19 protein-coding genes are annotated in these 25,325 nt (G+C 67.2%); 12 read left to right on the forward strand and 7 right to left on the reverse strand.

The window, feature by feature from the left end; all coding sequences use genetic code 11:
• Positions 1–20 precede the first annotated feature (20 nt).
• Entirely contained in the window at positions 21–416 is a 396-nt protein-coding gene (locus AB4083_RS04480) for a response regulator (RefSeq protein WP_441606553.1), read from the reverse strand.
• 351 nt (positions 417–767) lie between these two features.
• Here AB4083_RS04480 and AB4083_RS04485 point away from each other — a divergent pair, with 351 nt between their 5' ends.
• Complete coding sequence (locus AB4083_RS04485; protein ID WP_441606554.1) at positions 768–1,898, forward strand: DUF3182 family protein; 1,131 nt, start codon at positions 768–770, stop codon at positions 1,896–1,898.
• A complete protein-coding gene (locus tag AB4083_RS04490) occupies positions 1,885–2,658 on the forward strand; it encodes an alpha/beta hydrolase family protein (protein WP_441606555.1) in 774 nt (257 codons plus the stop codon). Before AB4083_RS04485 ends, AB4083_RS04490 begins: the two co-directional genes overlap by 14 nt.
• 792 nt (positions 2,659–3,450) lie before the next feature.
• On the opposite strand, the gene AB4083_RS04495 is transcribed toward AB4083_RS04490, so the two are convergent.
• Entirely contained in the window at positions 3,451–3,942 is a 492-nt protein-coding gene (locus AB4083_RS04495) for a hypothetical protein (protein ID WP_441606556.1), read from the reverse strand.
• On the opposite strand from AB4083_RS04495, the gene AB4083_RS04500 reads away from it, so the two are divergent.
• From AB4083_RS04500 to AB4083_RS04510, 3 genes are all read left to right on the forward strand, one after another.
• On the forward strand, positions 3,926–6,943 hold the full coding sequence (locus AB4083_RS04500; RefSeq protein ID WP_441606557.1) for an autotransporter outer membrane beta-barrel domain-containing protein: 3,018 nt from the start codon (positions 3,926–3,928) through the stop codon (positions 6,941–6,943). The genes AB4083_RS04495 and AB4083_RS04500 overlap by 17 nt on opposite strands.
• 520 nt (positions 6,944–7,463) lie before the next feature.
• Complete coding sequence (locus AB4083_RS04505) at positions 7,464–7,712, forward strand: hypothetical protein (protein WP_441606558.1); 249 nt, start codon at positions 7,464–7,466, stop codon at positions 7,710–7,712.
• 29 nt (positions 7,713–7,741) lie between these two features.
• Positions 7,742–8,044, forward strand: coding sequence for a hypothetical protein (locus AB4083_RS04510; protein WP_441606559.1), 303 nt, complete (start codon positions 7,742–7,744; stop codon positions 8,042–8,044).
• Positions 8,045–8,070: 26 nt separating this feature from the next.
• Here the strand turns inward: AB4083_RS04510 and AB4083_RS04515 are convergent, their stop codons facing one another.
• From AB4083_RS04515 to AB4083_RS04525, 3 genes are all read right to left on the reverse strand, one after another.
• Entirely contained in the window at positions 8,071–10,488 is a 2,418-nt protein-coding gene (locus AB4083_RS04515) for an ATP-binding cassette domain-containing protein (RefSeq protein WP_441606560.1), read from the reverse strand.
• Between the two features lie 126 nt (positions 10,489–10,614).
• Positions 10,615–11,025: a VOC family protein gene (locus AB4083_RS04520; RefSeq protein WP_441606561.1), complete on the reverse strand. Its 411-nt coding sequence runs from the start codon at positions 11,023–11,025 to the stop codon at positions 10,615–10,617.
• A gap of 44 nt (positions 11,026–11,069) precedes the next feature.
• Entirely contained in the window at positions 11,070–11,519 is a 450-nt protein-coding gene (locus AB4083_RS04525) for a helix-turn-helix transcriptional regulator (protein WP_441606562.1), read from the reverse strand.
• An 893-nt stretch (positions 11,520–12,412) separates the two neighbouring features.
• Here AB4083_RS04525 and AB4083_RS04530 point away from each other — a divergent pair.
• Positions 12,413–13,243, forward strand: coding sequence for an alpha/beta hydrolase (locus AB4083_RS04530; protein ID WP_441606563.1), 831 nt, complete (start codon positions 12,413–12,415; stop codon positions 13,241–13,243).
• A gap of 62 nt (positions 13,244–13,305) precedes the next feature.
• On the opposite strand, the gene AB4083_RS04535 is transcribed toward AB4083_RS04530, so the two are convergent.
• Complete coding sequence (locus AB4083_RS04535) at positions 13,306–14,364, reverse strand: helix-turn-helix domain-containing protein (protein WP_441606564.1); 1,059 nt, start codon at positions 14,362–14,364, stop codon at positions 13,306–13,308.
• 380 nt (positions 14,365–14,744) lie between these two features.
• Here AB4083_RS04535 and AB4083_RS04540 point away from each other — a divergent pair, with 380 nt between their 5' ends.
• The 6 genes from AB4083_RS04540 to AB4083_RS04565 all read left to right on the forward strand — a co-directional run bounded on the left by AB4083_RS04540 (position 14,745) and on the right by AB4083_RS04565 (position 24,628).
• The gene (locus tag AB4083_RS04540) at positions 14,745–17,087 is read left to right on the forward strand and encodes a winged helix-turn-helix domain-containing protein (RefSeq protein WP_441606565.1); all 2,343 of its coding nucleotides are present in this window, start codon (positions 14,745–14,747) and stop codon (positions 17,085–17,087) included.
• Positions 17,088–17,685: 598 nt separating this feature from the next.
• The gene (locus AB4083_RS04545) at positions 17,686–18,402 is read left to right on the forward strand and encodes a response regulator transcription factor (RefSeq protein ID WP_441606566.1); all 717 of its coding nucleotides are present in this window, start codon (positions 17,686–17,688) and stop codon (positions 18,400–18,402) included.
• Between the two features lie 756 nt (positions 18,403–19,158).
• The gene (locus AB4083_RS04550; protein ID WP_441606567.1) at positions 19,159–21,882 is read left to right on the forward strand and encodes a YadA family autotransporter adhesin; all 2,724 of its coding nucleotides are present in this window, start codon (positions 19,159–19,161) and stop codon (positions 21,880–21,882) included.
• Positions 21,883–22,026: 144 nt separating this feature from the next.
• On the forward strand, positions 22,027–22,734 hold the full coding sequence (locus AB4083_RS04555; protein WP_441606568.1) for a response regulator transcription factor: 708 nt from the start codon (positions 22,027–22,029) through the stop codon (positions 22,732–22,734).
• A gap of 78 nt (positions 22,735–22,812) precedes the next feature.
• Positions 22,813–23,670 (forward strand): OmpA family protein, encoded by an 858-nt coding sequence (locus AB4083_RS04560; RefSeq protein ID WP_441606569.1) that lies wholly within the window; start codon positions 22,813–22,815, stop codon positions 23,668–23,670.
• Positions 23,671–23,923: 253 nt separating this feature from the next.
• Entirely contained in the window at positions 23,924–24,628 is a 705-nt protein-coding gene (locus AB4083_RS04565) for a response regulator transcription factor (protein ID WP_441606570.1), read from the forward strand.
• A 25-nt stretch (positions 24,629–24,653) separates the two neighbouring features.
• On the opposite strand, the gene AB4083_RS04570 is transcribed toward AB4083_RS04565, so the two are convergent.
• Positions 24,654–25,073 (reverse strand): response regulator, encoded by a 420-nt coding sequence (locus AB4083_RS04570; RefSeq protein WP_441606571.1) that lies wholly within the window; start codon positions 25,071–25,073, stop codon positions 24,654–24,656.
• Positions 25,074–25,325 lie beyond the last annotated feature (252 nt).

Here is a 25,325-nt window from a genome sequence, read left to right on the forward strand (position 1 = left end):
GCGCTGCCGCCCGCCTGAGCTCACAACGCTTCGCTGCGCCAGCGGGGTGGCTCGCTGGCGACGCGCGCTCGCGCCTCGTCGATCGCCGACAGCAATTGCCGCCGCCCATAGGGCTTGGGCAGGAAGGTCGCATGCGGATGCGACCATCCGGTGAACGGATCCATGTCGCCGGAGACCACCACCATCGCCGCGCGCGAACCTTGTTCACGCAGCTTGTCGACCAGCGCGGTGCCGCTCAAGCCGTTGCCCAGGTTCACGTCGGTGAAGACGACGTCGATGTCGTCGCGCGAGAGTGCCACGCGGAAACCTTCTTCCGCATTGCGCGCATGCACCACCCGATAGCCGGAGGAGCTCAGCAGGACGCTGGTGACTTCCAGGATCTCGGGCTCGTCTTCGATGACCAGGATGGTGGACATGCGCAGCGTGTTCGCCTGCAGGATCGAGGTGTCCCGAATGTAGCGGCACGCAGGGTCATCGCAGCGTGACGGGCGCGTGCATGCAGCAGTTCTGGTGCGGCGTTCATTCGTAACGAACACCATTTATCGCGCTTTATTACTGTCTTGCGCGCGCTCGTGTGCTCGCATGATTCATGCACGTCGCGATGCTGTTCGGAGCGCGTTGCCTGAGTGGACCCGATGCGTGCTTGCAGTTTCACTGCGCAGCCGTTCGCATTCACATGCCTTGCGCGCCGCGGCGAGAACACTGCAGCGGTGGGCGAACCTATCTTTTCGCGCCCGCTGCTCCCTGCGCCGGAGGAACCCGTGTCCATGGCTGAGAGCTCCCCGCGATCCCGCGATGCAAGACGCGTGCTGGTCTACGCGCCCATGGGCCAGGCGCCCGGTGGGCACGAACTGGCCTCCCACCTGTGGGTGGCCGAGCGGCTGGCCGGCCTGCTTGGCATGAGTTATGGCGGCATCGGCCGCGACACCGAGCGCCGTCCGCACGGCGAGCGCTACGTGGTGCCGTATCGCACCTTGAACCTGCGCGAGGCGCGGCGCTTCGGCATCGCCGGTCCAGCGGACCTGTTCGGCGGCGTGGTGAACGAGGATTTCGTCGGCACCAAGCTGATCACGCACGGCCTGGTGCATCCGGAAAGCGCGGCACCACCGGGCTGGTCGGAACACTTCGCCGAACGCGTTGCCGATGTGGTGCTGCCCGGCTATTCGGTGTTCACGCCGAGCGATCTGCGTACGGCGGCGGCGCAGCTATTGCGCGAAGGCAGCGTGCGCATCAAGTCGCCGTGGGAGGCCGGCGGCCTCGGCCAGCACGTCGTCAGCACAGCGGAGGAGCTGGAGCCGCTGATCGAAGCCGCGGGGCCCGGGCCATGGCTGGACGGTGGTTTCGTGGTGGAGCGCAACCTGCAGGACGTGGCCACGGTCAGCGTGGGGCAGATGCAGCTCGACGGCGTTCACGCCAGCTATGTCGGCCGCCAGCGGCTCACCCGCAATCACGACGGCCTGTGGGTCTACGGCGGCACCGACCTGCTATGCGCGCCAGGCAGCCTCGAAGCACTGCGCTCGCTGCCGCTCAGCGGCGACCAGCGCCTGGCGGTGGAACAGGCGCGCTGCTATCACGACCAGGCGCAGCAGTGCTTTCCCGGCACCTATGCCTCGCGCGCCAACTACGACGTGGCGCAAGGGCGCGATGCCGGCGGCCACTGGTATTCGGGCGTGCTGGAGCAGTCCTGGCGCATCGGCGGCGCCAGCGCGGCCGAGGTGGAGGCAGTGGCGGCGCTGCAGGCCTATCCTGCGCGCCGCACCGTGTGGGCCGCTACCCGCGAAAGCTATGACCCGCGCGAGCCGGTGCCGCCGGACGCCAAGATCGTCTACTACGGCGAGGACGCCGAGGCCGGCTTTCTCATCAAGTACGTGAGGACCAAGCGCAGTGCCGGTACGTGATGACGTCATTCACCTCAGGATGCGCGGGCGCGAACTGGCAGGGACGCTGATTTCGCCAGCACCGCGCATGCCTGCGGTGCTGATGGTGCACGGCTGGGGCGGAAGCCAGCGCCAGTACCGCGCGAACGCGCACAAGGTCGCCGCCCTGGGTTGCGTCTGCCTGACCTTCGACCTGACCGGCCACGTGGCCACCGCCAGCCAGCGCGACACCGTTTCGCGCGAGGAGAACCTGCACGACATGCTGGCTGCGTATGACTTTCTCGCTGCGCATCCTCTGGTCGAGCACGATTCGATCGCGGTGGTGGGCAGCAGCTATGGCGGCTATTTAGCCGCGCTCCTGACCGAGCGTCGACCGGTGCGCTGGCTTGGGTTGCGTGCGCCGGCGATCTACCGCGACGAAGACTGGGCGGTGCCCAAGCGGTTGCTGGCTCGCGTGCAGGGGTTGGCGGAGTATCGCCGGGAATTGATTGGCGCCGCGGATAATCACGCGTTGCGCGCGTGTTCGCGTTTTACCGGCGATGTGTTGATCGTCGAGTCCGAGCACGATGAGATCGTGCCGGCGCCGGTGCTGGCCAGTTATCGCAAGGCTTGTGCGCGGACGCATTCGCTTACGTATCGCGTGATTCGTGGTGCGGACCATAGTCTTGGCGATGAGGCTTCGCGGGAGGCTTATGGTTCGGTGCTGGTGCATTGGCTGGAGGAGATGATGCTGGGCGCAAGGGGGAAGGTGCGCGCGGCGGGCGCTGAGTTGCATGGGTAGTTAGACTTGCGCCCATGCTCTTCGTCAGCCACACCATGATGCCGTGTGGATGTCACGCCCTTCGATCGGCGCCGCTGCGAGGGCAGGACGCGCCGGTCGACGCCAGGGGCAAACTTGTAAGCTATCAGTCGGCGTTGCGAAGCAACAAGTGACGCCGGTCGCGATTGAGCGCGCTCACGTCTGCCGCTAAAGTCCGATGAGGACAGGCGGCGCGCTCGTTGACGGGAAGTCCACGGCGGTCGCCATCTTCCATTTACAGGGGGCCATCGTCATGACCGAGCCGATACTTTAGGCGCGCGACGCTTCGCCATGAGCGAGTTCGCGCGTGCTCGAGGCCATCAATCGTCCCGTTACGGAAAATAGTGTGACGCCCATCGCTGCCGAATCGCATGCATCGTCCTGCGATGTCAGACGATGGTTCGCTGCAGCCAGATCCATTGATCCCAGATCCATTGATCTATTAGCCGGCCGCGATGGTCCCCCCACGCGTCGAGGCTGAGTTCGTTCCATTTTCCTCATGAGCTGCCGTTACACCTTGCGTTAGTGGCGAAACGTGGCGCTGTCGAGCCCAGCGTCGCTGCTTCGCACATTTGTTGCTGATGGATTGCCCCCCATCGGATGGCCCCGTATTGCCATCGATATGAAAGTCACTCACGAGGAAGTACTGATGAGCATGAGAAGGAAAGGCAAGGCCGCCCATTCGCGCGTTGCCCGCAGAGGCGAGGTACTCGCGTATACCAGTTTGGCCATCGCCATGGCCTGTGCCTTGCCCGGCCATGCAAGGGCCGCCAATTACAGCGTGACCACCGAGGCGCAGCTGATCGCTGCCATCAATGCGGCGAACGCGGATCCTGATGCGAGCGCCACCATCACCCTCGGCAGCAGCATCACGCGGACTACGAGCACCGCCTTGCCATCGCCGACCAAGCCAATGACGATCGATACCCTGGGTTTCACGCTTACGGGCACGTCAAACGCCGGCACCAACAGCTTTTTCGGGACGAGTGCGCCGATAACCCTCGCCGGTAATCTGCTGGGTGGTGCGGATACCGGCTTCGGCGGCGGCCAGGGCTTTGCGCTCAACAGCACGACGTTACCCTCGTCAGCTATCAACAACGCCCAGATTACGGGTGGTGCGGGCCGCAGTGCCGGCGGTCGCGGAGGCAGCGGCGCATTGCTGACCTTGGCGACATTCGTCAACACCGCCACCGGTGTACTTACCGGTGGCGCAAGTACCGGCGCGAACAGTGGCGGCAGCGGCGTGACGATGTCGCGCAGCACCATCCTGACTAACTACGGCACGATCGCGGGCGGCACATCCCAGGCGTCCACGGGTGGCGTTGGCGTGCAGTACGGTGGACCTACCGCCGACGTGACGCTGACGAACTATGGGTTGATCAAGGGTGGAGAGTCGCTGGGCGGTGCGACAGGCGGCAATGGTATTTCCACTGTCGGCTCCGGATCGATCACCAACGAGGGCACCATCGTCGGTGGTACGGGCAGGGAGGCCATCGCCGGCAGGGGAAACATTGTCCTCGTCAACAGCGGCGTCATCCAGGCCGGTACTGGAGCCAATGCCATCGTCATGACGCCCAGTACCGCCTCCCTCAGCTTGGAGTTGCGCGCCGGCTCCACCATCTTCGGCAACGTTGTCGCCAGCACGGGCACGAACGATATCCTGCGGCTCGGCGGTGCCACCGATGCGGCCTTCGACGTTTCCTCGATCGACCCCACTGCGCAATACCAGGGCTTCGATGCCTTCCAGAAGACCGGCACAAGCACCTGGACCCTCACCGGTACCGGCACCACCGCCACACCCTGGAACATCCAGCAGGGCACGCTGCAGGTCGGCAATGGCGGAACCACCGGCAGCTTTATCGGCGACGTGACGAACGACGGCACGCTGGCGTTCAACCGCAGCGATGCGTTCACCTTCGGCAACCTCATCAGTGGCAGCGGCTCCGTCAGCCAGGTGGGCAGCGGGATCACGACGCTCACCGGCGCCAACACTTACACGGGCGGCACCGCGATCACGGCGGGCACCTTGCGCGTGGGCAGCGATGCCAATCTCGGCGATGCCGCGGGCGGACTGAGCTTCGCCGGCGGCACGCTCAACACCAGTGCGGATATCACCTCGGCGCGCACGGTGGCCTTGAACGGCACCGGCGGTTTCCTGACCGATGCCGGCACCACGTTGAATCTGGGGGGCGTCATCAGCGGCGCCGGCAGCCTGTCCAAGAGCGGCGACGGCACGTTGGTGCTGACCGGCACCAATACCTATGCCGGCGGCACGCTCATCAACGGCGGCGAATTGCGCGTCGCGAGCGATGCCAATCTCGGCGCGGCCGCGGGCGGCCTCGGTATCTCGGGCGGCACCTTGCACACCACCGCCAACATCGCCAGCACACGCGCCGTGCTGTTGAACGGCGCGGGCACGCTGCTCACCGATGCGGGCACGACGCTGACGCTCAATGACACCGTGACCGGCGTCGGCAGCCTGACCAAGGCCGGCGATGGCACGTTGCTGCTGGCCAATGACAATGCCTACCAGGGTGGCACCGCGATCAGCGGCGGCAAGCTCCAGTTAGGTAACGGCGGTACCCACGGCGACCTCGCCGGCAATGTCGCCAACAGCGGCACGCTGGTGTTCAACCGCTCGGACAGCCTCAGCTTCGCCGGCACCATTTCCGGCAACGGCGCGGTGACGCAGGCCGGCACCGGCACGACCATCTTCAGCAGCGCGCACACCTACACCGGCGCCACCACCATCGATGCTGGCCGCCTGGCAATCAATGGCTCGATCACCAGTCCGGTCACGGTCAATGCCGCCGGTACACTCGGCGGTACCGGCACCATCTTCGGCAACGTGACCAATGCAGGCACTGTGGCGCCAGGCAATTCCATCGGTACGCTGACGATCGCAGGCAACTACATCGGCCAGGGCGGCAGCCTGCAGATGGAGACGACGCTCGGTGGCGACAGCTCGCCTTCGGATCGCCTGATGGTGATGGGCGATACCTCCGGCACCACGCACGTCAAAGTGGTCAACGTGGGCGGACTGGGCGCGCAGACCGTCGAAGGCATCAAACTGGTTGACGTGCGGGGCGCTTCCAACGGCAACTTCGATCTGATCGGTGACTACGTGTTCCAGGGTCAGCAGGCGGCGGTCGCCGGCGCTTATGCCTACCGGCTGTACAAGGGCGGCGTCAGCACGCCCAACGATGGCGGCTGGTATCTGCGTTCGGACTCGACCCAGCCGACGCCTCCGACCAACCCGCCTCCGACCGTTCCGCCCCCGCTCTACGCCCCCAGCGTGCCGATCTACGAGGCTTATGCGGGCGTGCTGCGTCGCCTCAACGATGCGGGCACCTTGCAGCAGCGCATCGGCGGCCAGGACCTGGCCAGCGACACGTCCGCGCGCAGCACGGGTGCGGAGAACGCGCGCAACACCGCCACCTGGGTGCGGGTGTATGGCGACCATGCCGACCTGGCGCCGCAGACCTCCACCACCGGCACGCACTACGATGCCAGCACGCGGCGGTTGCAGGCCGGCATCGATGGCCTGGTGCGCGAGAGCGAGGCCGGCGTGCTGATCGCCGGCGCTACGCTGCAATATGGCAAGGTCAACTCCAACGTGTCCTCGTTCTATGGCCTGGGCCGGATCGAGAGCACGGCCTACGGCATCGGCGGCACGCTCACCTGGTACGGCCGCGGCGGTTTGTACGTCGATGCGCAGGCGCAGTGGAACCGCTACGACACCGACCTGACTTCGCGCACGCTGGGCCGGGAGCTGGTCAACGGCAACAAGGGTTCGGGCTACAACGCGGGTGTCGAAGTCGGCCAGAAGTTCGCGCTCAGCGAGCGCTGGTCGCTGATTCCGCAGGGGCAGCTGACCTATGCATCGGTGGACTTCAATCGCTTCACCGATGCCTACGGCGCCTCCGTGCGCAGCCGCGACGGCGGCAGCCTGGTGGGACGGGCGGGCCTGGCGGTGGACCATGAGCACAGCTGGCGCAGCGATGCCGGCGGCGCCAGTCGCGCGCATGTCTACGGTATCGCCAACCTCTACTACGACGTTCTGCACAAGACCAGGGCGGGCGTGGCGGATCTCAGCGTTGACAGCAGGGATGCGCCGCTGTGGGGCGGGCTGGGCGTAGGCGGCTCTCTGGCGTGGAAGGACGGGCGCTATCAGCTCTACGGCGAAGCGCTGGCACAGACCAGCTTGCAGCACGATGGCGACAGCAATTCGTACAGCGTGCGGGTCGGGTTCCGCATAAGCTGGTAAACGATCATTCGTTGGGTCGCGCGAATAAGCGCGACCCAACGGAGACCGCTCATATCAAGACACCTTGTCATGAGGGACGGGTGCGTCGACCGATTGAAACCGCCCCAGCAAAGAAAAGTGACTCGGGCGCCGGCAGGCGTCCGAAACGCCCGCTGCGTAAACGGCCCGGTCGCGACAGCGCCACGACCGAGCGCGACCAAAACTGGATTGCGGCCTACGCCGGAATGACGAGCAGTAGCGGCCCACGCCGCAACAACGAGCAAAGCTGACTCCGTCCGCCACCAAAATAACAACAACCGGCTACAGCCAAAAACATGAACGCCCCCCGTGCTGTGGAAGAGTCTGTTGACCCCCCGCACGCATCGCTTTTAACGGCGGATACGCAACATGCAACCCCACCCATCGCGAACGCGACAACACTCCAGCCAACAAATCGCGGCAGCCCGCGACTCCGCGCGAACACAGCGCAGACCGTCGCGGCGCGCAAACCGATCCGTTCCACGACGACAAGAGGCAACCCATGAAACGCTTCAGTGCATACGCGACCACCGCTCTAGGCATCGCCCTGCTGGCCACGGCCGGCTGCTCCGGCCACAACGACAACGACCAGGCCGCGCAACCGGGCGCATCCACGCCGGCCACGGCCGCCAGCACGCCGGTATCCCCGCCGCCGCCCGCCATGTCGCCGACCAGCTCCACGCTGCCGCCGGCATCCAACGCTTCGTCGCCGACCCGGTCGCCGGCCCCGGCCAGCACCGCGGCGCATTGACCTGAAGCCGGCGCGGCGGGACTTCCTGCATGAAATTTTTGCTGGCTATGCACGACACCGGTATCCAAGCGTCCCGTCGCGCGGCAACCACGCGATACGCGCCCTCGGCCTGTTCAAGGGCCGTCGGCGCGGCGCCGGGCGAAGTACCGGCGCCGACGCCTGATCCGGTGAAGCCACCGGGCCCGCCGCCGAGCGCGCCGCCACCGCCCGATGCGCCGGAGATTCCACCCTTGCCGGAGCCGCCCGCGCCACCGGTCACCGATCCGGACCTGCCGGCGCCGGTGATCGATCCGGTGCCGCCGCCGGACCAGCGTCCGCGGGCGCTGCTCTAAATAGCGAGCGTTTCTAAGCGTGTGCCTCAGGAAGCGGCACGCCGCCGCGCGGCGGGTTTCGACTTCGCCGCTGCACCGACATAAGCCGCCAGATGCTCGCCGGTCAGCGTCGAACGCGCGGCGACCAGTTGCGCGGGCGTGCCTTCGAACACGATGCGTCCGCCTTCGTGGCCGGCACCCGGGCCCAGGTCGACGATCCAGTCCGCATGCGCCATCACCGCCTGGTGGTGCTCGATCACCAGCACCGACTTGCCGGCATCGACCAGCCGGTCGAGCAGGCCGAGCAATTGTTCGACGTCGGCCAGATGCAGGCCGCTGGTCGGCTCGTCCAGCACGTAGATGGCGCCTTGCTCGCCCATCTGCGTGGCCAGCTTCAGTCGCTGCCGCTCGCCGCCGGAGAGCGTGGTGAGCGGCTGGCCGAGGCCGAGATAGCCCAGGCCCACGTCGGCGAGCCGTTCGAGGATGGCGCGCGCCGCCGGCACGCTGCTCTTGGCGGCGCCGAAGAACGCCAACGCCTCGTCCACCGGCATCGCCAGCACCTGGCTGATGTCCTTGCCGCCGAACTTGTACTTCAGCACCGCGGCCTGGAAGCGCTTGCCTTCGCATTCCTCGCATACGCTGGCGACGCCGGCCATCATCGCCAGATCCGTATAGACCACGCCGGCGCCATTGCAACTGGGGCAGGCGCCTTCGGAGTTGGCACTGAACAGGGCGGGCTTGACCTGGTTGGCTTTGGCGAAGGCGTTGCGGATCGCATCGAGCATGCCGGTGTAGGTCGCCGGATTGCTGCGGCGCGAGCCGCGGATCGGCGTCTGGTCGATCGCCACCACGCCGTCCTGCTTGGCCACCGAGCCGTGGATCAGCGAACTCTTGCCCGAACCGGCCACGCCGGTGAGCACCACCAGTACGCCAAGCGGAATATCGACGTTGACGTTCTTCAGGTTGTGCGTCTTCGCGCCGCGCACTTTCAAGCTGCCGGTGGGCTTGCGCATCGACGACTTCAGTGCCGCGCGATCGTCCAGGTGCCTGCCGGTAAGCGTGCCGCTGGCGCGCAGTGCCTCGACGCTGCCTTCGAAGACCACCTGGCCACCCGCCGCACCGGCGCCCGGACCGAGGTCGATCACATGGTCGGCGATCGCGATCGCCTCCGGCTTGTGCTCCACCACCAGCACCGTATTGCCCTTGTCGCGCAGCTGCAGCAGCAGTTCGTTCATGCGCTGGATATCGTGCGGGTGCAGGCCGATGGTCGGCTCGTCGAACACATAGGTGACATCGGTGAGCGCGGAGCCGAGGTGGCGGATCATCTTGGTGCGCTGCGCCTCGCCGCCGGACAGGGTGCCGGCGGGGCGTTCCAGCGAGAGATAGCCCAGGCCGATCTCCACGAACGAATCCAGGGTGTGCAGCAGCTTGGCCAGCAGTGGCGCGACCGAGGGTTCTTTCAGTCCGCGCACCCAGCTGGCGAGGTCGCTGATCTGCAGCGCGCAGGCGTCGGCGATATTGAGCTTGCCGATCTTCGAGGCACGCGCGCCTTCGCTCAGGCGCGTGCCCTTGCAGTCGGGGCAGGTGCTGAAGGTGATCACGCGCTCGACGAAGGCGCGCACGTGCGGCTGCATCGCGTCGACGTCCTTGGCCAGCATCGATTTCTGGATCTTCGGGATCAGCCCTTCGTAGGTGAGGTTGATGCCGTCGACCTTGATCTTGGTCGGCTCCTTGTGGAGCAGGTCGTGCAGTTCCTTCTTGCTGAACTTGCCGATCGGCTTGTCCGGGTCGAAGAAGCCGCAGCCGCTGAAGATGCGGCCGAACCAGCCGTCCATGCTGTAGCCGGGAATCTTCAGCGCGCCCTGGTTGAGCGATTTGCTGTCGTCATACATCTGCGCCAGGTCGAAGTCGGTGACCGCACCGCGGCCTTCGCAGCGCGGGCACATGCCGCCGGTGCGGTTGAAGGTTTCCTTCACCGTCCTGGTCTTGGCGCCGCGTTCGATGGTGATCGCGCCGGACGCCTTCACCGACGGCACATTGAAGGCGAACGCGCTGGGTGGGCCCAGCTGCGGCTTGCCCAGGCGGCTGAACAGGATGCGCAGCATCGCGTTGGCATCGGTAGCGGTGCCGACGGTGGAGCGCGGGTCCGCACCCATGCGCTCCTGGTCGATCACGATCGCCGTGGTCAGGCCTTCCAGCACGTCGACGTCCGGCCGCGCCAGGGTCGGCATGAAGCCCTGCACGAAGGCGCTGTAGGTTTCGTTGATCAGCCGTTGCGATTCGGCGGCGATGGTGCCGAACGCCAGCGAGCTCTTGCCCGAACCGGATACGCCGGTGAACACGGTGAGCCGGCGCTTGGGGATGTCGACGCTGATGTCCTTGAGATTGTTGACGCGCGCACCGTGGACGCGGATGAGGTCGGCGCTGGAGGTGACCGCGGTGGCGGGGTGCTTGGGCTTGCTCATCGTGCGTCCTCGATGCATCAACGCGTAGGTTGGGGTGAGCGCGGCGAACCCCAACAGGCTTCGCACCGCGCCGCCATGTTGGGGTTCGCTGCGCTCACCCCAACCTACGCCGTGCTTTCTGTGGCTTTAACGCAGCTGCTGAATTCGCAACATGTTTCCGGCCGGATCGCGCACCGCGCAATCGCGCACGCCATACGGTTGGTCGGTCGGTTCCTGCACGATATCCGCATCGCGCGCCTGCAGCTTCTCGAACGCGCCGGCGAGGTCGTGCGTGGCCAGCAGGACGATGCCGAAGGTGCCCTTGGCCATCATCTCGGCGATGGTGCGGCGCTCGTCGTCGGTGATGCCGGGGCTGGCGTCCGGCGGGTACAGCACGATGTTGATGGCGGGCTGGCCGGCGGGGCCGACGGTGATCCAGCGCTTGCCGCCGTAGCCGACGTCGTTGCGCACTTCGAAGCCGAGCGTGTCGCGGTAGAAGGCGAGGGCGGCGTCGGGGTCGTTCTGGGGGAGGAAGCTGGAATGGATGGTGATGTCCATGGCGTCGGTCTCAGGTGGGTTGGCGTGGGGTGGGTCCACGGCGATCAATCTACCTGCGGCTCTGTTTCCGGCGCTTCTCGATTCCTGATCGGTCGCGTGACCTGCCTGGCCACGCAGGAGGGCAGGCCGGTGGTGATCTCTGCTTGTTGCTTGCGGTAGGCGCCGGGGGACATGCCGACGAGTTCGGTGAAGCGGGTGCTGAAGGTGCCCAGGGAGGCGCAGCCGACTTCGAGGCAGACGTCGGTGACGGCGAGGTCGCCGCGGCGCAGCAGGGACATGGCGCGTTCGATGCGGCGCGTCATCAGGTAGGAGTAGGGGGATTCGCCGTAGGCGAGGCGGAACTGGCGGCTGAGGTGGCCGGCGGACATGCCGATGTCGGTGGCCAGGGTTTCTACGTTGAGTGGTTGGGCGTATTCGCGGTCGATGCGGTCACGGACGCGGCGCAGGCGGGTGAGGTCTCGCAGGTGGGTGGATGGGGTGGGTTTGTCGCTCACCGCTGGGATCGTGTCATGCGCCACTGGGTGGCTCAAGTGTTTGGCTCGCCCTTGTGCGTGACCGGAGCCCGCCTTGCTCGTCATTCCGGCGCAGGCCGGACGAGCGCGTAGCGCGAAGAACGCCCGCAGGGCGGCCCCGAAGGGGTGAGCGAAGCGAATCATCCAGTAGCGGTCGCGTTTGATTGTCGCGTTGACGCACCTGTGTCTCGCCTTCGGCGAGTGTTTCGCCCCGCTGCCGCGGGGCGACTTACTTTCTCTTGCTTGCCCAAGAGAACGCAAGCAAAGAGAAGGGCACCCTGCTTGGCGCCCTCCGGTGGCTACGCCACCGGAGGGTCCGTGAGGGCTGGCCGGGCTTTTTGACAGGGCATCCTGCCCTGGCAAAAAGGCGAGGACATCCATGTCCTCGCCCCCTTCGGGGCCTTTTCGTCCAGCCCTCACCGCCGGCGCCAAGGGGACCCGGAGATCAAGAGCCAAGATCAAGAGCCAAGATCAAGAGCCAAGATCAAGAGCCAAGATCAAGAGCCAAGATCAAGAGCCAAGATCAAGAGCCAAGATCAAGAGCCAAGATCAAGAGCCAAGATCAAGAGCGCGCGAGCGGAACGCGCGGCTGCGCCGCTTGCTCGTGGCTTTTGGTGAGGGCGTCGCGGACTTCCTTGTCGCGTGCACAACCGACACGCTACTCAACACCCCACGCCACTGGCCCGCCCTGACCCACCCAGGGCCCCAAATCACCTTCCGCTTCATTCGCGAATACGGATACTGGCCTCATTCCGTGATCGGGCGCACGCATGCATTGAGGTGTCCGCACGGTTCGATGCGATGTCTCGCACGCCATGGTTGGCAAGCTTTCGAGTCGGCAGCTGCGATCATCGTCACCCATGCGCCTCCCTGTGTTGTCCTTGCCGGGCGCGAGGCGTGCTGTTGTCTCCTTCTTCGTTCGTCTGGCCGTCATGTCACGTCATACTTCTCTGCTTGCGCGGGAACGGATCCCGCAGCCCCGTGACCAGGGATTGGAATGGATCGACGATCCGCGTTTCGCATTTCCCTTCCTGTTGCGCAAGGGCGGCTACGGTTATGTCGCTTCGCTGCTCGTGCTGTTGCATGAGGGCGGTGAATGCGAAACGCAGTTCGCTGCCGTGGCGGAAAGAATCGCCGATGGCGTGGCGGTGGTGATGCCGCGGGCTTGCGTGCCGTTGCGGCGCGGGGCGTTTGCGTGGGATCTGGCGGCGCTGGAGGCATCCGATGGCCCGGCGATGAGTCCGGCGTTTCGTTCCAGTCTCGAAGGCATGCTCGGCTTTGTCGGCATGTTGCAGGCGTGGCTGGGTGTCGATGCGGCGCGCACGGCGGTCGCGGGCTTCGGGCAGGGTGGCTTGCTGGCGGCGTCGATGGCGCTGGATGCGGCGCGGCCTGCGCACGGGCTCGGTTTGCTCGGCGGTCGTTTGCCGCTGGCGGGAGAAGTGCTGGCGATGGATGCTCAGCACGACCATCTGCATGCTTTTGTCGGGCATGGCGTGCTGGACGAGCAGATGCCGCTGCAGCACGCCGAGCATACGGCCGTGCAGTTAGCGCGGCACGGCAGCGCTTGCCGGCAGCGGCGTTATCTGGCCAAGCATGAGTTGACGCCGCAGATGCGCAACGACTTCGTGGCGTGGTTCAACACATCGTGGCTGGACCGCACCGTGCTGGCTTCGCCGCTGAAGGGCGATACGCGCTTCTGGGGTTGATCCGATCTGGCATTCGAAGCCTCGCTGCGCATCGCTATGGGCGATGCGTAGCGAGGCTTTTTTTATGCCGCTGCGCGGAATGCCTGGCGCAGCGGCGTGACCTTAGCCGTTTGTTCCGCGCGATAGGTGCCGGGGGCCTGGCCGGTCCAGCGGCGGAAGGCGCGGGCGAAGTTGGCCTGGTCGGTGTAGCCGACCAGGCTGGCGATGTCTTCCAGGCGCAGCGAGGGGTTGTTCATGGCGCGCAGGGCTTCGCGCTTGCGTACTTCGTCGACCAGGGTGCGGTAGCTCCAGCCTTCTTCCTGCAGCCGGCGCTTCAGCGTGCGGGTAGACACGCACAACGCCTTGGCGGCGGCTTCGATCGGGAAGGAAAGGTCCAGCCGGCGATCCAGCAGATGCTCGACGCGGCCGGCCCAGTCGCCGGGGCGGCGGACGCGGGCGTGTTCCAGCTCGCACTGCTCCAGCAGCACGCCCAGCACGCCGGCATGGGCGCTGGCGATCGGCGTAGCCAGGCTGGCGTTGGAGACGATCAGGCGCACCTGGCCCGGATCGCCGGCCAAGGCCGGCATCGGGTGGTGGCGGGAGGCGGCCACGGCGCGGCTCAGCGCGCGCGCCGGCAGGTACAGCGCCATCGCCTGCGGCGGCAGGCCGGCGAGCTGTTCGCACAGGCCAAGGGTGAAGGCGACGAAGCGGTCCAGCGCAAACGAGCGGCCGGGCAGCAGCGGATAGAGGTCGCGCACGATGAATTCGGCACCACCCGGCACCACCGCCCTGCGCAGCTCGAAACCGCCGGCGAGGGTGGGGGCGAAGCGCGCCCACAGCTTCAGCGCCTCGCCGAGGGTCGGGCAGCTCAGCAGGGCGAAGCCGAGCACGCCGTGTTCGGCGACGCGGCAGGCACGGCCGGCCAGGTGGCCGAGCTCCGGCAAGCCCAGGTTTTCTACCCGGGCGCACCACTGGTCATCCAGACGCAAGGCGACGCTGCCCTCGCTGCCGGCATGAACCAGCGGTCGTTCGAGTTCGTCGAAGGCATGCGTTACCGGCCCGCCATGGGCGACCAGCAGGCGGCGCAGGGCGAACGTGTGGGCGGCGGGTACGACCAGGCGGTCGGGAGGCATCGGTGACATCGCGGTCTCCAGCTCTCCGCGGGGTGCGGAGCGATGAGACGCAAGTCTCGGTTTCTACGTGGAAACGGCATTCGCAAGGCATGAATAAAGCATGCGTTTTCGATGTGCGGGCGGGCCTTTATATGGAGTCGGGTGCTTCGGGCGGCGCTATGAGGCCGGCGTAGGTTGGGGTGAGCGCAGCGAACCCCGACGAGGCGATGCGCGCGGGGGAGGTCACGTTGGGGTTCGCTTTGCTCACCCCAACCTACGCCCGCTACGCCGCCGTCAGCGCCTCTGGCCGCTACTCCGCGGGGCCTGTCGGGGCGTGGACGCTCATTCACCACAGGGGGCGACTCATTGACACAGCCCATGGCAAGGGCTGGGCCGTATCATGCGCGTCCATGGAGAAACCCGTTTATGTCTTCGGCCAGTTCCGCCTGGATCCCCTGGCCCGCGAGCTGCGGCGGGACGGTGAGCTGATCGCCCTCCCGGCCAGCGCCTTCGATTGCCTGGTCTACCTCGTCGAACACCGCCAGCGGCCGGTCGGCAAGGACGAGCTGATTGCCGCAGTCTGGGGCCGCACCGAAGTCAGCGACAACCTGCTGGCGCAGCATATCGTGCGCCTGCGCCGGCTGTGGGAAAGCGACACCTCGTGCATCCGCACGGTGCCGCGGGTGGGCTACCACTGGGTCGCCGAGACCACGGTCGATACCGTCGCGCCGGAAGCCGTCGTCTACGAACGCAACAGCGCTGAACGCGCTGCCGTTGCAGTGGACGACGAAGCGGTGGCGGAGGTGTCGGCATCCGCCGCGCGACCGCGCCGGCGCAGATATCTCTGGATCGCCGCCGTCGCCATCGCCGCCTGTGTGCTGCTCGCCGCCGGCTGGTGGTGGCATGCGCGGCGTGCGGCGCCGGCTTCTCAAACCCTGGTACCGGCGGCGCTGGTGGTGGTGCTGCCGGCCAAGGTGCAGGCGGAAGGCGAGTGGGGCTGGTTGCGCTACGGCGTGATGGACATCGTCGCCAACCATCTGCGCGCCGCCGGCTTGCGCACCGTGCCCAGCGAAACGGTGGTGGCCTTGTCCAAGGACGGCGCGTTCGGCGATGAGGACGACAGCAAGCATCCGTTCGATGCCACCTGGCAGGTGGCGCCGGAAGTGACCTTCCTCGAAGGCCATTGGCGCATCCATCTGGGCTTGCGTTCGGCCGAGGGACATATCGACGGCGTGGACATCATCGCCAGCGACGTGCTCGCTGCCGCCAAGCAGGCGTCCGACGCCCTGGTGCGGCGCCTGGGCGCGCCCGGCGGCAACAACACGCAGGCGCCATCGCCATTGGACGACTGGCTGGCCAAGGTGGCCGCGGCGCGCCTGGAAAACCAGATCGAGGTCGCGCAGAAAGTGATCGACGAGGTGCCCGAGACCTGGCGCAACGATCCGAAGATCGAATACACCCGCGCCATCCTCGAATGCGATCGCGGCGAGCGCGACGCCTGCGAGAAACGCCTGCGCGAGCTGCTGGCGCGTCTGGACAAGGAGCAGAGCAAGGATCCGATCCTGCGCGGACGCGTGCTGTTTACCCTGGGCATGCGCTACGCCGCCGCAAAGCAACTGGACCGCGGCGCGGCGATGCTGGACCAGGCGATCGGCCTGCTGGAACAGGCCAAGGCCAACGACGATCTGGCCAACGCTTACCTCAACCGCGCCTGGCTGGCGCAGTCGCAGGACAAGCTCGACCTGGCCATGACTTACCTGGGCAAGGGCCGCGCCACCTATACGCTGACCGGCAATGTGTTCGGTATGTCGCGCGCGGATTTCGACATGGGCCTGATCGCCGCCAAGCAGGGCCAGCTCGACAGCGCGATGAGCTTCCTGCAGCGCGCCTACGACCAGGACGCCCGCTACGGCGCACGCACCATGCTGCCGGCGGAACTTGACGGCATGGCCAGCGTCGCCAAGCAGCAACTCAAGTATCGCGACGAACTGTCGATCAGCGACCGCTTCTGGCCGCTGAGCGCCGACCTGGTCGACGTGCATATGCGGCGCGAGCTCACCTTCGTGCGCGCCATCGCGCTGGCCGACAACGGCCGCATGCTGGAAGCCTCGTCGCTCGCGCATCAGCTGTTGCGCGAGATCGATCCGCACGAGGACGCCATACTCGCCGCCGAAGTGCCGGCCTTGCTGGCGCAGATGGCTTACGACATGGGAGACCCCGCCGAAGCCGCGCGCTACGCACACCAGGCGATGGCGCAGCAGGACGGCCTGGACCAGCAGGACCGCTCCACCGTGTGGCTGGTGCTGGTGCGTGCCCTGGCGCGCGGCGGACATGCCGACGAAGCCGCCAAGGAAGCCGAACGCTTCGCCGCCTGGGCGAAGGAACAGCCGCCGGGCGATGGCGACTGGCCGCCGCTGTACGCCGGCCTGGCGCAGGCGGAACTGGTCGCGGCAAAAGATCCGCCGCGCGGCCTGGCCCTGCTCGAAGGCTTGCTGGCGCGCGTGCGCAAGCAAGGCGTGGCGGCGCTGATCGTCAATGTCGGCAGCTCCTACGCCACGGCCTTGTTGAAGGCGGGGCAGGCGGACCAGGCGCTGACCGTCAGCGGCACGCTGTCGGCCTGGGCGCAGGACGACGTGCGGGTGGTGGCGCTGCAGGCGCGCATCTACCAGGTGCTCGGCCATGCGGAAGCGCGCGACAAGGCGCTGCAGCGCGCCAAGCTGCTGGCCGGCGAACGGCCGCTGCCGTCGGACTGAAGCACACCAGCACCGACGATTGGCCCGTGTTGACATGGCCGGCCCACCACCCCGGCACTAGCCTGTACCCACCTCGCACTGGCTCCCACCTTCGGGTTTCCACTCCCACCGAAGGTCGCAGTAGAGGGAGCGGCGTCATAGGGCGCGCAACGGTCTACCGGCGCCGCGTTTCCATAACCGTCTCGTCCGCCCGGGGAGGATGCCCCGTTCTGGCCGGCCGCGCAGCCCTCGCCCCCGGGGACTTCGCCGACCGTCCGGTTGCGGCCGAAGACGGAGCCTCCCTAGGCTGTGGGCAGTGCAATGAAACCTCCGACTCATTGGCTGTACCGTTCAAACCGGCGACCTACCATCGCCGGTTCTTTTTTGCGCGATGCGCATGCATGCCTTGCCGCCACCGAACCTGGGCGGCTCCTCCCAAGCGACCACTAGACGAAGCGCTTTTTGCGAAATCGACCGAAGGCGCTTATGTTTTTTCCTGGATCGATTGAAGGACATCTTGTCCCGTCACTAGTCTCGTGGCGGTTGCGGTCCGGGACGGACACCGACCGCTTCTGACATCGATGCGGCGTGGAAGCAGCCATGCCTGGGGGTAGCGCGGTTGATCGAAGGCAAGGGCGGCAAGACGCCCATCGGCGTGGTCGTGGCCGACCACGACACCCGCTTGCGTGAGGAAGAACTGTTGCCCGGCCTCGCCGCGCATGGCTTCGAGGTGGTCGGGGTGGGTTCCGCGGCGGCGCTGTACCGCTCGCTGGTCGGCGATCGCTATGACCTGGTCGTGCTCGGTGCAGACCTGCCCGACGAGAGCGGTCTGGCGGTGGCCCGCCATCTGCGCCGCCATTCCTCGCTCGGCATCGCCATGCTGCTGGAACTGCACCCGCCGCGTGGACACGCCGAGGCCCTGCAAGCCGGCGTGGACCTCTGCTTCGCCAAACCAGTCGAAACCGAAACCTTGGCGCTCTCCCTGCACAACCTCGCCGCGCGCCTGGGCGGGACGCCAGCGCGCAGCCGCGGCGAACTCGACTGGTCGTTGAAGGCGGATGGCTGGCAACTGGCGTCGCCGGGTCAGCGTGCGCTGGCCTTGTCGATGCCGGAGCGGATCATCTTGAAGCGCCTGTTCGCCACGCACCACGCGCCGGTGCCGCGCGCCGCGCTGCTGGCCGACCTGCTGGCGACGCTGGACGAGTTCGATCCCACCAGCCTGGAGCGCCTGGTGCATCGCCTGCGCCGCCGCGTGCTGCAACGGACCGGCCTGCCGCTGCCGCTCGAAGTGATCCGCGGCACCGGATACATGCTGGTGCTGGACGAAGCGCAATAGCTGTCGTTGTCGCGCTATCACGGCATGTTCACTACCTGGTCCACGCCTGCCGCGTGATGCCAAGCACAGCTTGCAGTGCAGGATTTTCTACCGCCGCGACAAAACGAGAAGCAGGGAAATAAAGCGATATTTGGTGGAATTGTCCAAATATTTTCCTTCCATTAGCTTGCCTCGCACGGACGCAGCAGACGCGAAAGCGGCATGCGTGCGTGCAACCTGTCTCGTCGTGTGACCTAAGGGGGGCTTTCGACGAATAGGCGCGCGCGCCCTTGGAAGGGCGTAGCGGCAAGGGGTGTTAGCGGGGGATGGCAAGGGGCGTTTTTGTCCGGTGCCGGTCCTCCATGTCCCAACGGAGAAGCCCGCCCTGCGCCGGCTTTTCCATGCGCATCGGCGGACATCACTCATGTATCTATTCGCAAGCAAGACCCGGTATGTCGTTGCAATGCCCATCGACGAAGACGCCGCCGGAGTTTCCGCCGCGGCGTGCGACGTGCTGGTCCGCCCGGTGTCCAATCGACACCGGTTGAACGCCTCGCAGCCACCCGCATGCCGCCGGTCCCCGCCGGTGTGCCGGCGCGAGTGACGCGCCCGCCCGGGCAATAGCCAGGGCCATTCCCCGCTGACGACCCACACCCGCCAAGCGGCGGGAGAGCGGCCTGCGTCTGCGCGAATAGCGCCGGCGCGCGCGGCGCGACGCCGCGAGCACGCCCTTTGATCTGTACAGGCCACTGGCCACGCCAAGGAGAGTTCGGAGCCATGAACAACGTCTACAGCAAGAGTCGAAATCGGTCGTTGCACAGGGTCGCCGGCACGCTGGCGGCATTGGCGGCTTCATTCGCGCTGGCGCAGCCGGCTGACGCGCAGGTGGTGCTCACCATCAACAACCAGAAAGATGGAGGCTGCACCCAGGTCTACGACTCGATCACCAGCGGCAGCAACCTGGTGGTCAACACCGCCAATGCGGGGCAGGGCGATCAGACGCTTTGCTCGACGACTGCTCCCAACCGCATCAGCATCAACGGCGGTGCCATGGTGGTGGGTGGCGACGACACCTATGCCATCGCCGGTGCGGTCGGTTTCCGGGTGCTCAACAACGGTGCCTGGATCACCGGCAACTCCAATGTCACCGGCCAGTTGCGCGCGGGCGCGGGCATCACCAACCTCTCCACCTCGGCGGCGAACATCTTCAACTCCGATTACTTTCGCGCCAATTCCACCGGTGCGGCGGCGAATGCCGGCGCGGCCAACAGCATCGCGCTGGGCAACGGTGCGCAGGCCCTGGCGGCATCGAGCACGGCCCTGGGCGACAGCAGCACCGTCGCCGCGGCGGCCGGCACCGGCGCCATCGCCGGCGGCCACAACTCGCGGGTGACCGGCGGCACCGGCGCGGTAGCCCTGGGCGAGGGCCAGACCGCCAACGGCAACGGCGCGGTGGCGATCGGCGATCCCAACTCCGCCACCGGCACCGGCGCCATCGCGGTCGGCGCCAACAACACCGCCAACGGCAATGGTGCGGTGGCGCTGGGCAATACCAACAGCGCGCAGGGGCAAGGCGCGGTGGCGATCGGCAACACCAGCAACGCGCTGGCGGCCGGCGCGGTGGCGTTAGGCAATGCCGCTGCGGCGAACAACGCCAATGACGTGGCGCTGGGCTCTGGTTCGACGACCGCCACGGCGGTTGGCACCGCCAGCTATACGATCGCCGGCACCGCCTACAACTTCGCCGGCACCACGCCGGTCAGCACGGTGAGCGTGGGCGCGGGTGGCGCCGAGCGCACCATCACCAACGTCGCCGCCGGCCGCATCAACGGCGGCAGCACCGACGCCATCAACGGCTCGCAGCTGTTCGCCACCAACCAGGCGGTGGACAACCTCAGCAGCGTGGTCGCCGCCGGCGCCACGCACTACTACAGCGTCAACGACGGCGGCACGCAGGGCGGCAACTACGCCAACAACGGCGCCAGCGGACTGAACGCAATCGCCGCAGGTGTGGGTGCCACCGCGGCTGCCGCCTCCGGTACGGCCTTGGGCCAGAACACGGGCGTCTCGGTGCAGGGCGGCGTGGCCCTGGGTTCGGGCGCGGTGTCCGACCGTGCCATCGCGCCGGCGTCCGGTTCGATCACTGTGGGCACCAACGTGATTCCGTACAACACCACCGACCGCAACCTGCTTGGCGCGGTGTCGGTCGGCAACGCCACCGACTTCCGCCAGATCACCAACGTCGCCGACGGCACGCTGGACCAGGATGCGGTGAGCCTGCGCCAGTTGAAGGGCGCGATGAGTTCGTTCTCGGTGACGCCGATCAAATACTTCCACGCCAACTCCACCGCGAGCGATTCGCTGGCCGCAGGTGCTGAGTCGGTGGCCGTTGGTCCGCAGACCACGGTGAACGGCGACAACGGCGTAGGCATCGGCAACGGCGCGATCGTGCAGCAGACCGCACCGGGCGGTACGGCAATCGGGCAGAACGCCACGGTGAATCTCGCCGATGGCGTGGCGCTGGGTACCAATGCCACCTCCAACGGCATCCAGGCGATGGCGCTGGGCGCAGGTACGCAGGCGGCCTTCGCCGGCAGCGTGGCGCTCGGTGCGGGTTCGACCACCGACGCCGCCGTGGGCACGGCCAGCACCACCCTGGCGGGCACCACCTACAACTTCGCCGGTGCGACGCCAGGCTCGACGGTGAGCTTCGGCAGCGTCGGTGCGGAGCGCACCCTCACCAACCTGGCGGCGGGCCGCATCAGCGGCAGCAGCACGGATGCGATCAACGGCTCGCAGCTGTTCGCCACCAACCAGACCCTGCAGCAGCTCTACACCAGCCTGCAGAACCTCACCAGCACGGTGAACAACCTGCCGCAGCAAGGCCCGGGCAACACCGTCAACACCTACCAGACCAGCCCGGACAACACCTCGAACGCGTCGGCCACCGGCAGCAACTCCACCGCCGCCGGCGCCGGTTCCACCGCCTCGGGCAGCAACAGCACCGCGGTGGGCGCGGGTTCCACCGCCAGCGGCAACAACAGCGTGGCGATCGGCGCGGGCTCGGTAGCCAACACCGCCAATAGCGTGTCGGTCGGTTCGCCTGGCAACGAACGCACCATCACCAACGTCGCGCCCGGCGTGAACGCTACCGATGCCGCGACGGTCGGCCAGGTGCAGGACGCGCTCACCGCGGCGAAGAACTGGTCGAAGAACTACACCGACCAGCGCTTCCAGAGCATCGACCGCGACCTCAATCGCATCGGCAACCGCGCCAACGCCGGTGTCGCCTCGGCCATCGCCATGGCCAGCCTCGGCCAGGGTTACCAGCCCAACATGAGCACGGCCGGCGTGGGCGTCGGCTCCTTCCATGGCGAATCGAGCATCGCGGTGGGCATGTCGACGATCTCCGAAGCCGGCCGCTACATCTTCAAGCTCAGCGCCTCGACCAATAGCCGCGGCGATGCCGCGGTGGGCGGCAGCGCGAACATTGCCTGGTGATCCATGGCGATGCAGTCCACGGCGATGCAGTCCACGGCGACAGCACGGGCCGCCATGCGTCCTGCGCTGTCGATCTTCCTTTAACGCGTATGTAGGCGGGTGGCACGTAGTGAACGCGAGTTCGGCGGTGACAGGCGGGAAGCAGTGAAACGCCAGGTGGCCATCGTCACGGCAGAAGAGCGCTTGCGCAGCGGCCCGGCGATCGCGCAATTGCACGAAGCGGGCTTCGCCGCCACGCCGATGGCGTCGGCGACGGATCTCTATCGCGCCTGGGTCGGCCAGCTGTTCGACGTGGTGGTGGTGGACGTGGCTTTGCCCGACGAGCACGGCCTGTCGGTAGTACGCCATCTGCGCAGCATGTCGCGCGCCGGCATCGTGCTGCTCACCGGTACCGGCACGAAGGAAGGGCCGCTGGATGGACTGCATGCCGGTGCCGACATGTGCCTGCCCAAGCCGGTCGACGCCGAGTTGCTGGCGGCGGCGCTGGTCCGCCTGGCCGAACGGCTGGATCCGGAACCGTTGCCGCTAGCGCAGTCCTGGCAGTTCGGCGCCGACGACTGGCAGCTATGGGCACCCAATGGCCGGGTCGCGCCGCTGTCCTTCGTCGAGCGGCTGGTGCTGCGCCACCTGGCTGCTTCGCCAGACGTGCCGGTGAGCAAGGAGCGCCTGCTGCACCTGCTGGAAGCCGCCGCGCACGAGCCGCGCACCGCGCGCCTGGACCTGCTGATCCACCGCCTGCGGCGCAAGGTGGAACAGCGCACCGGCTTCGAACTGCCGCTGACTTACATGCGCGGCATCGGCTACCTGCTGGATCTGGAGAAGGCCGCACCACGCCAGCTATCGAGGAATTGAAGCACCGGGCGGCGACCGCCAAGCCCGCGCGGCGAGGTCGACGCAAGCATATTCATCACGCACGAAAAGGACGGCGATATGAGCGATGTCATGAGCGGATCGATCAGGATGGTGCTGCTGGCCACGGCCGTCGGCGTGCTGGCGGCGTGCGGCAATCTCAGCCGCGACGTGGCCAGGGACGGCGGCAGCGCCGGGCAACTGGCCTGGCCGGCGCAGGGCGACACCGTGCCGGTGGCCAAGGACGGCATTTTCCCGAACCGCGCCAACCTGGCCCTGGTCAAGGCCGGCCTCAACAAGCCGCAGATCTCGGCGTTGATCGGCTATCCGCATTTCAACGAGGGCGTGTGGGGCGTGCGCGAATGGAACTACCTGTTCCATTTCCGCGATGCGGCCACCGATGCGGTCACCACCTGCGAGTTCAAGGTGTTGTTCGACGAGCAGAAGCTGGCGCGCAGTTTCTACTGGAATCCGGAGTCGTGCGCGCGCTACCAGCAAGCGGACGTGGCCGTGGCGCCGGTGCCCGCGCCGGTAGCCGATGCGCCGCCCGCGGAGCTGGTGCTTTCCGCCGATGCGCTGTTCGCGTTCGACAGCGCCAGCTTGAGCGAGCGTGGCAAGGCGCAGCTCGATCGCTTCGCGCAACAGCTGGCGGCGCAGGGCGACCAGCTGCGGCGTGTCGATATCACCGGCTACACCGACCGTCTCGGCGGCGATGCCCACAACGAGAACCTGTCCCGGCGCCGCGCGGAAGCGGTGCGTGACCGACTGCTCGCACGCGGCGTGCCGCCGGCGGCGCTGCAGGCCGAGGGCAGGGGCAAGGCCGACCCGGTGAAGAGCTGTCCTGCTTCATCGAAAGACGCCTTGATCGCCTGCCTCGCGCCCAACCGGCGCGTGGTGGTGCGCGTCGTCACCGGCACGAGCGGCGACGGCGCCAGGTGAGCACGCGCGCTGCGCAGGCCTGGCGTCGCGCAGCGCGTTTTCATCCGGTCGGTCCGATTTCTGGCGGCGTCAGCCGGGGCGCAAGCGGTTTGCGAAATCCAACAAGTGCGTTTGCGTTTTTTTCTGGATCGATTGAGGCCCGCTGGCTCCGCTCACTAATCTCATGCCAGTTGCCGTCGGGTTTTCCGGCCGCGCGGATGTAGGCGGGCAGTATGAAAGCGATAGCAAACTCGGCGGTGCCATGCGGGCAGCGGTGAAACGCCAGGTCATCATCGTGACCGCCGATGCGGGCTTGCGCGGCACGTCGGCGCTCGCGCCATTGCACGAGTCGGGGTTTGCCGCCACCGCCGTGGCGACAGCCGCGGAGTTCTACCGCGCCTGGGCCGGCCAATTGTTCGACGTGGTGGTGGTGGACACGAATCTGGTGGACGAACCTGGCCTGTCGGTCGTGCGGCGCCTGCGCAGCCAGTCGAGCGCAGGCATCGTGCTGCTCACCGGTATCGGCGCCAGGGAAGGGCCGCTGGAGGGACTGCATGCAGGCGCGGATATGTGCCTGCCTAAGCCGGTGGGTATCGAACTGCTGGCGGCCGCGTTGGCGCGCCTGACTGCGCGGCTGGACCCGGATCCGCTGCCGGCCGACCGCGCCTGGCATTTCGCCGCCGATGACTGGCAGCTATGGGCACCCAATGGCCGCGTCGCGCCGCTGTCGTTCGTCGAGCGGCTGGTGCTGCGGCATCTGGCCGGTTCCCCGGAGATGCCGGTGAGCAAGGAACACCTGCTGCGCGTGCTGGAAACCGCCTCGCACGAGCCGCGCAGTGCGCGCCTGGATCTGCTGATCCACCGCCTGCGGCGCAAGGTCGAGCAGCGCACGGGTTTCGAGCTGCCGCTGACCTATATGCGCGGAATAGGCTATCTGCTCGATCTGGAGAAGGCCGCGCCGCGGCAGCTGTCGAGGTAGGGCGGCGCGCCTGCGCGGCGCCGCGTCAGCGGCCCGTGCCGAGCAGCGCTTTCATCCAGCCCGTCAGGTCGTCCATCGCGAACGGCTTGGCCAGGAACACGCTATGCGGCACGCCCTGCGCGTGCCATTCGGCGGAGGCGTGCCCGGACATATAGATCACCGCGAGCCCCTGGCGCATCGCGCGCGCCTGGCGCGCGAGCTCCCAGCCGTTGAGGCCGGGCAGGCCGATGTCGGTGAGCAGCAGTCCGATGTCCGAGCGTGCGCGCAGCACGGCGAGGCCTTCCTCGGCGGAGGCGGCGAGCAGTACTTCATGGTCGTAGCGTTCGAGCAGGAAGCGCAGGGAGTCGCGCAGCTCGGCGCGGTCTTCGACGATGAGCATGGTGGTGTGCGCGGGTTCGCGCGCAGTGGCGGCGGCCTCGGCATCGAGGCGATGGATGGGGGGCATGTGAGGGGGTACGTGTCGGCGGGAAGGGCGGAACCTATCCGTGCGCGCCGGCGTGTTCCAGGTCGGAATGGGCCAGGTGGGCGACTACTTGGGCCAATCACCCGGTTGCACCTGGCGCAAAGCCCCTCTCCCACCGGCCACCCAGAAGGTAGTCCCCGTGGGAGAGAGGGGGAGGGTGCGGGCGAAGTGAAGCGCTTCACTCCGCTCGAACCCTCATCCGGCTGCCGCCACCTTCTCCCGAAGGGAGAAGGA

This window comes from Dyella sp. 2RAB6, assembly GCF_052115385.1.
Lineage (GTDB): Bacteria > Pseudomonadota > Gammaproteobacteria > Xanthomonadales > Rhodanobacteraceae > Dyella_D.

Coding starts and splice junctions, on each gene's coding strand:
- AB4083_RS04480 (WP_441606553.1), bottom strand. CDS start 416: ATGTCCACCATCCTGGTCATCGAAGACGAGCCCGAGATCCTGGAAGTC.
- AB4083_RS04485 (WP_441606554.1), top strand. CDS start 768: ATGGCTGAGAGCTCCCCGCGATCCCGCGATGCAAGACGCGTGCTGGTC.
- AB4083_RS04500 (WP_441606557.1), top strand. CDS start 3,926: ATGTCGCGCAGCACCATCCTGACTAACTACGGCACGATCGCGGGCGGC.
- AB4083_RS04495 (WP_441606556.1), bottom strand. CDS start 3,942: ATGGTGCTGCGCGACATCGTCACGCCGCTGCCGCCACTGTTCGCGCCG.
- AB4083_RS04505 (WP_441606558.1), top strand. CDS start 7,464: ATGAAACGCTTCAGTGCATACGCGACCACCGCTCTAGGCATCGCCCTG.
- AB4083_RS04510 (WP_441606559.1), top strand. CDS start 7,742: ATGAAATTTTTGCTGGCTATGCACGACACCGGTATCCAAGCGTCCCGT.
- AB4083_RS04515 (WP_441606560.1), bottom strand. CDS start 10,488: ATGAGCAAGCCCAAGCACCCCGCCACCGCGGTCACCTCCAGCGCCGAC.
- AB4083_RS04520 (WP_441606561.1), bottom strand. CDS start 11,025: ATGGACATCACCATCCATTCCAGCTTCCTCCCCCAGAACGACCCCGAC.
- AB4083_RS04535 (WP_441606564.1), bottom strand. CDS start 14,364: ATGTCACCGATGCCTCCCGACCGCCTGGTCGTACCCGCCGCCCACACG.
- AB4083_RS04540 (WP_441606565.1), top strand. CDS start 14,745: ATGGAGAAACCCGTTTATGTCTTCGGCCAGTTCCGCCTGGATCCCCTG.
- AB4083_RS04550 (WP_441606567.1), top strand. CDS start 19,159: ATGAACAACGTCTACAGCAAGAGTCGAAATCGGTCGTTGCACAGGGTC.
- AB4083_RS04560 (WP_441606569.1), top strand. CDS start 22,813: ATGAGCGATGTCATGAGCGGATCGATCAGGATGGTGCTGCTGGCCACG.
- AB4083_RS04570 (WP_441606571.1), bottom strand. CDS start 25,073: ATGCCCCCCATCCATCGCCTCGATGCCGAGGCCGCCGCCACTGCGCGC.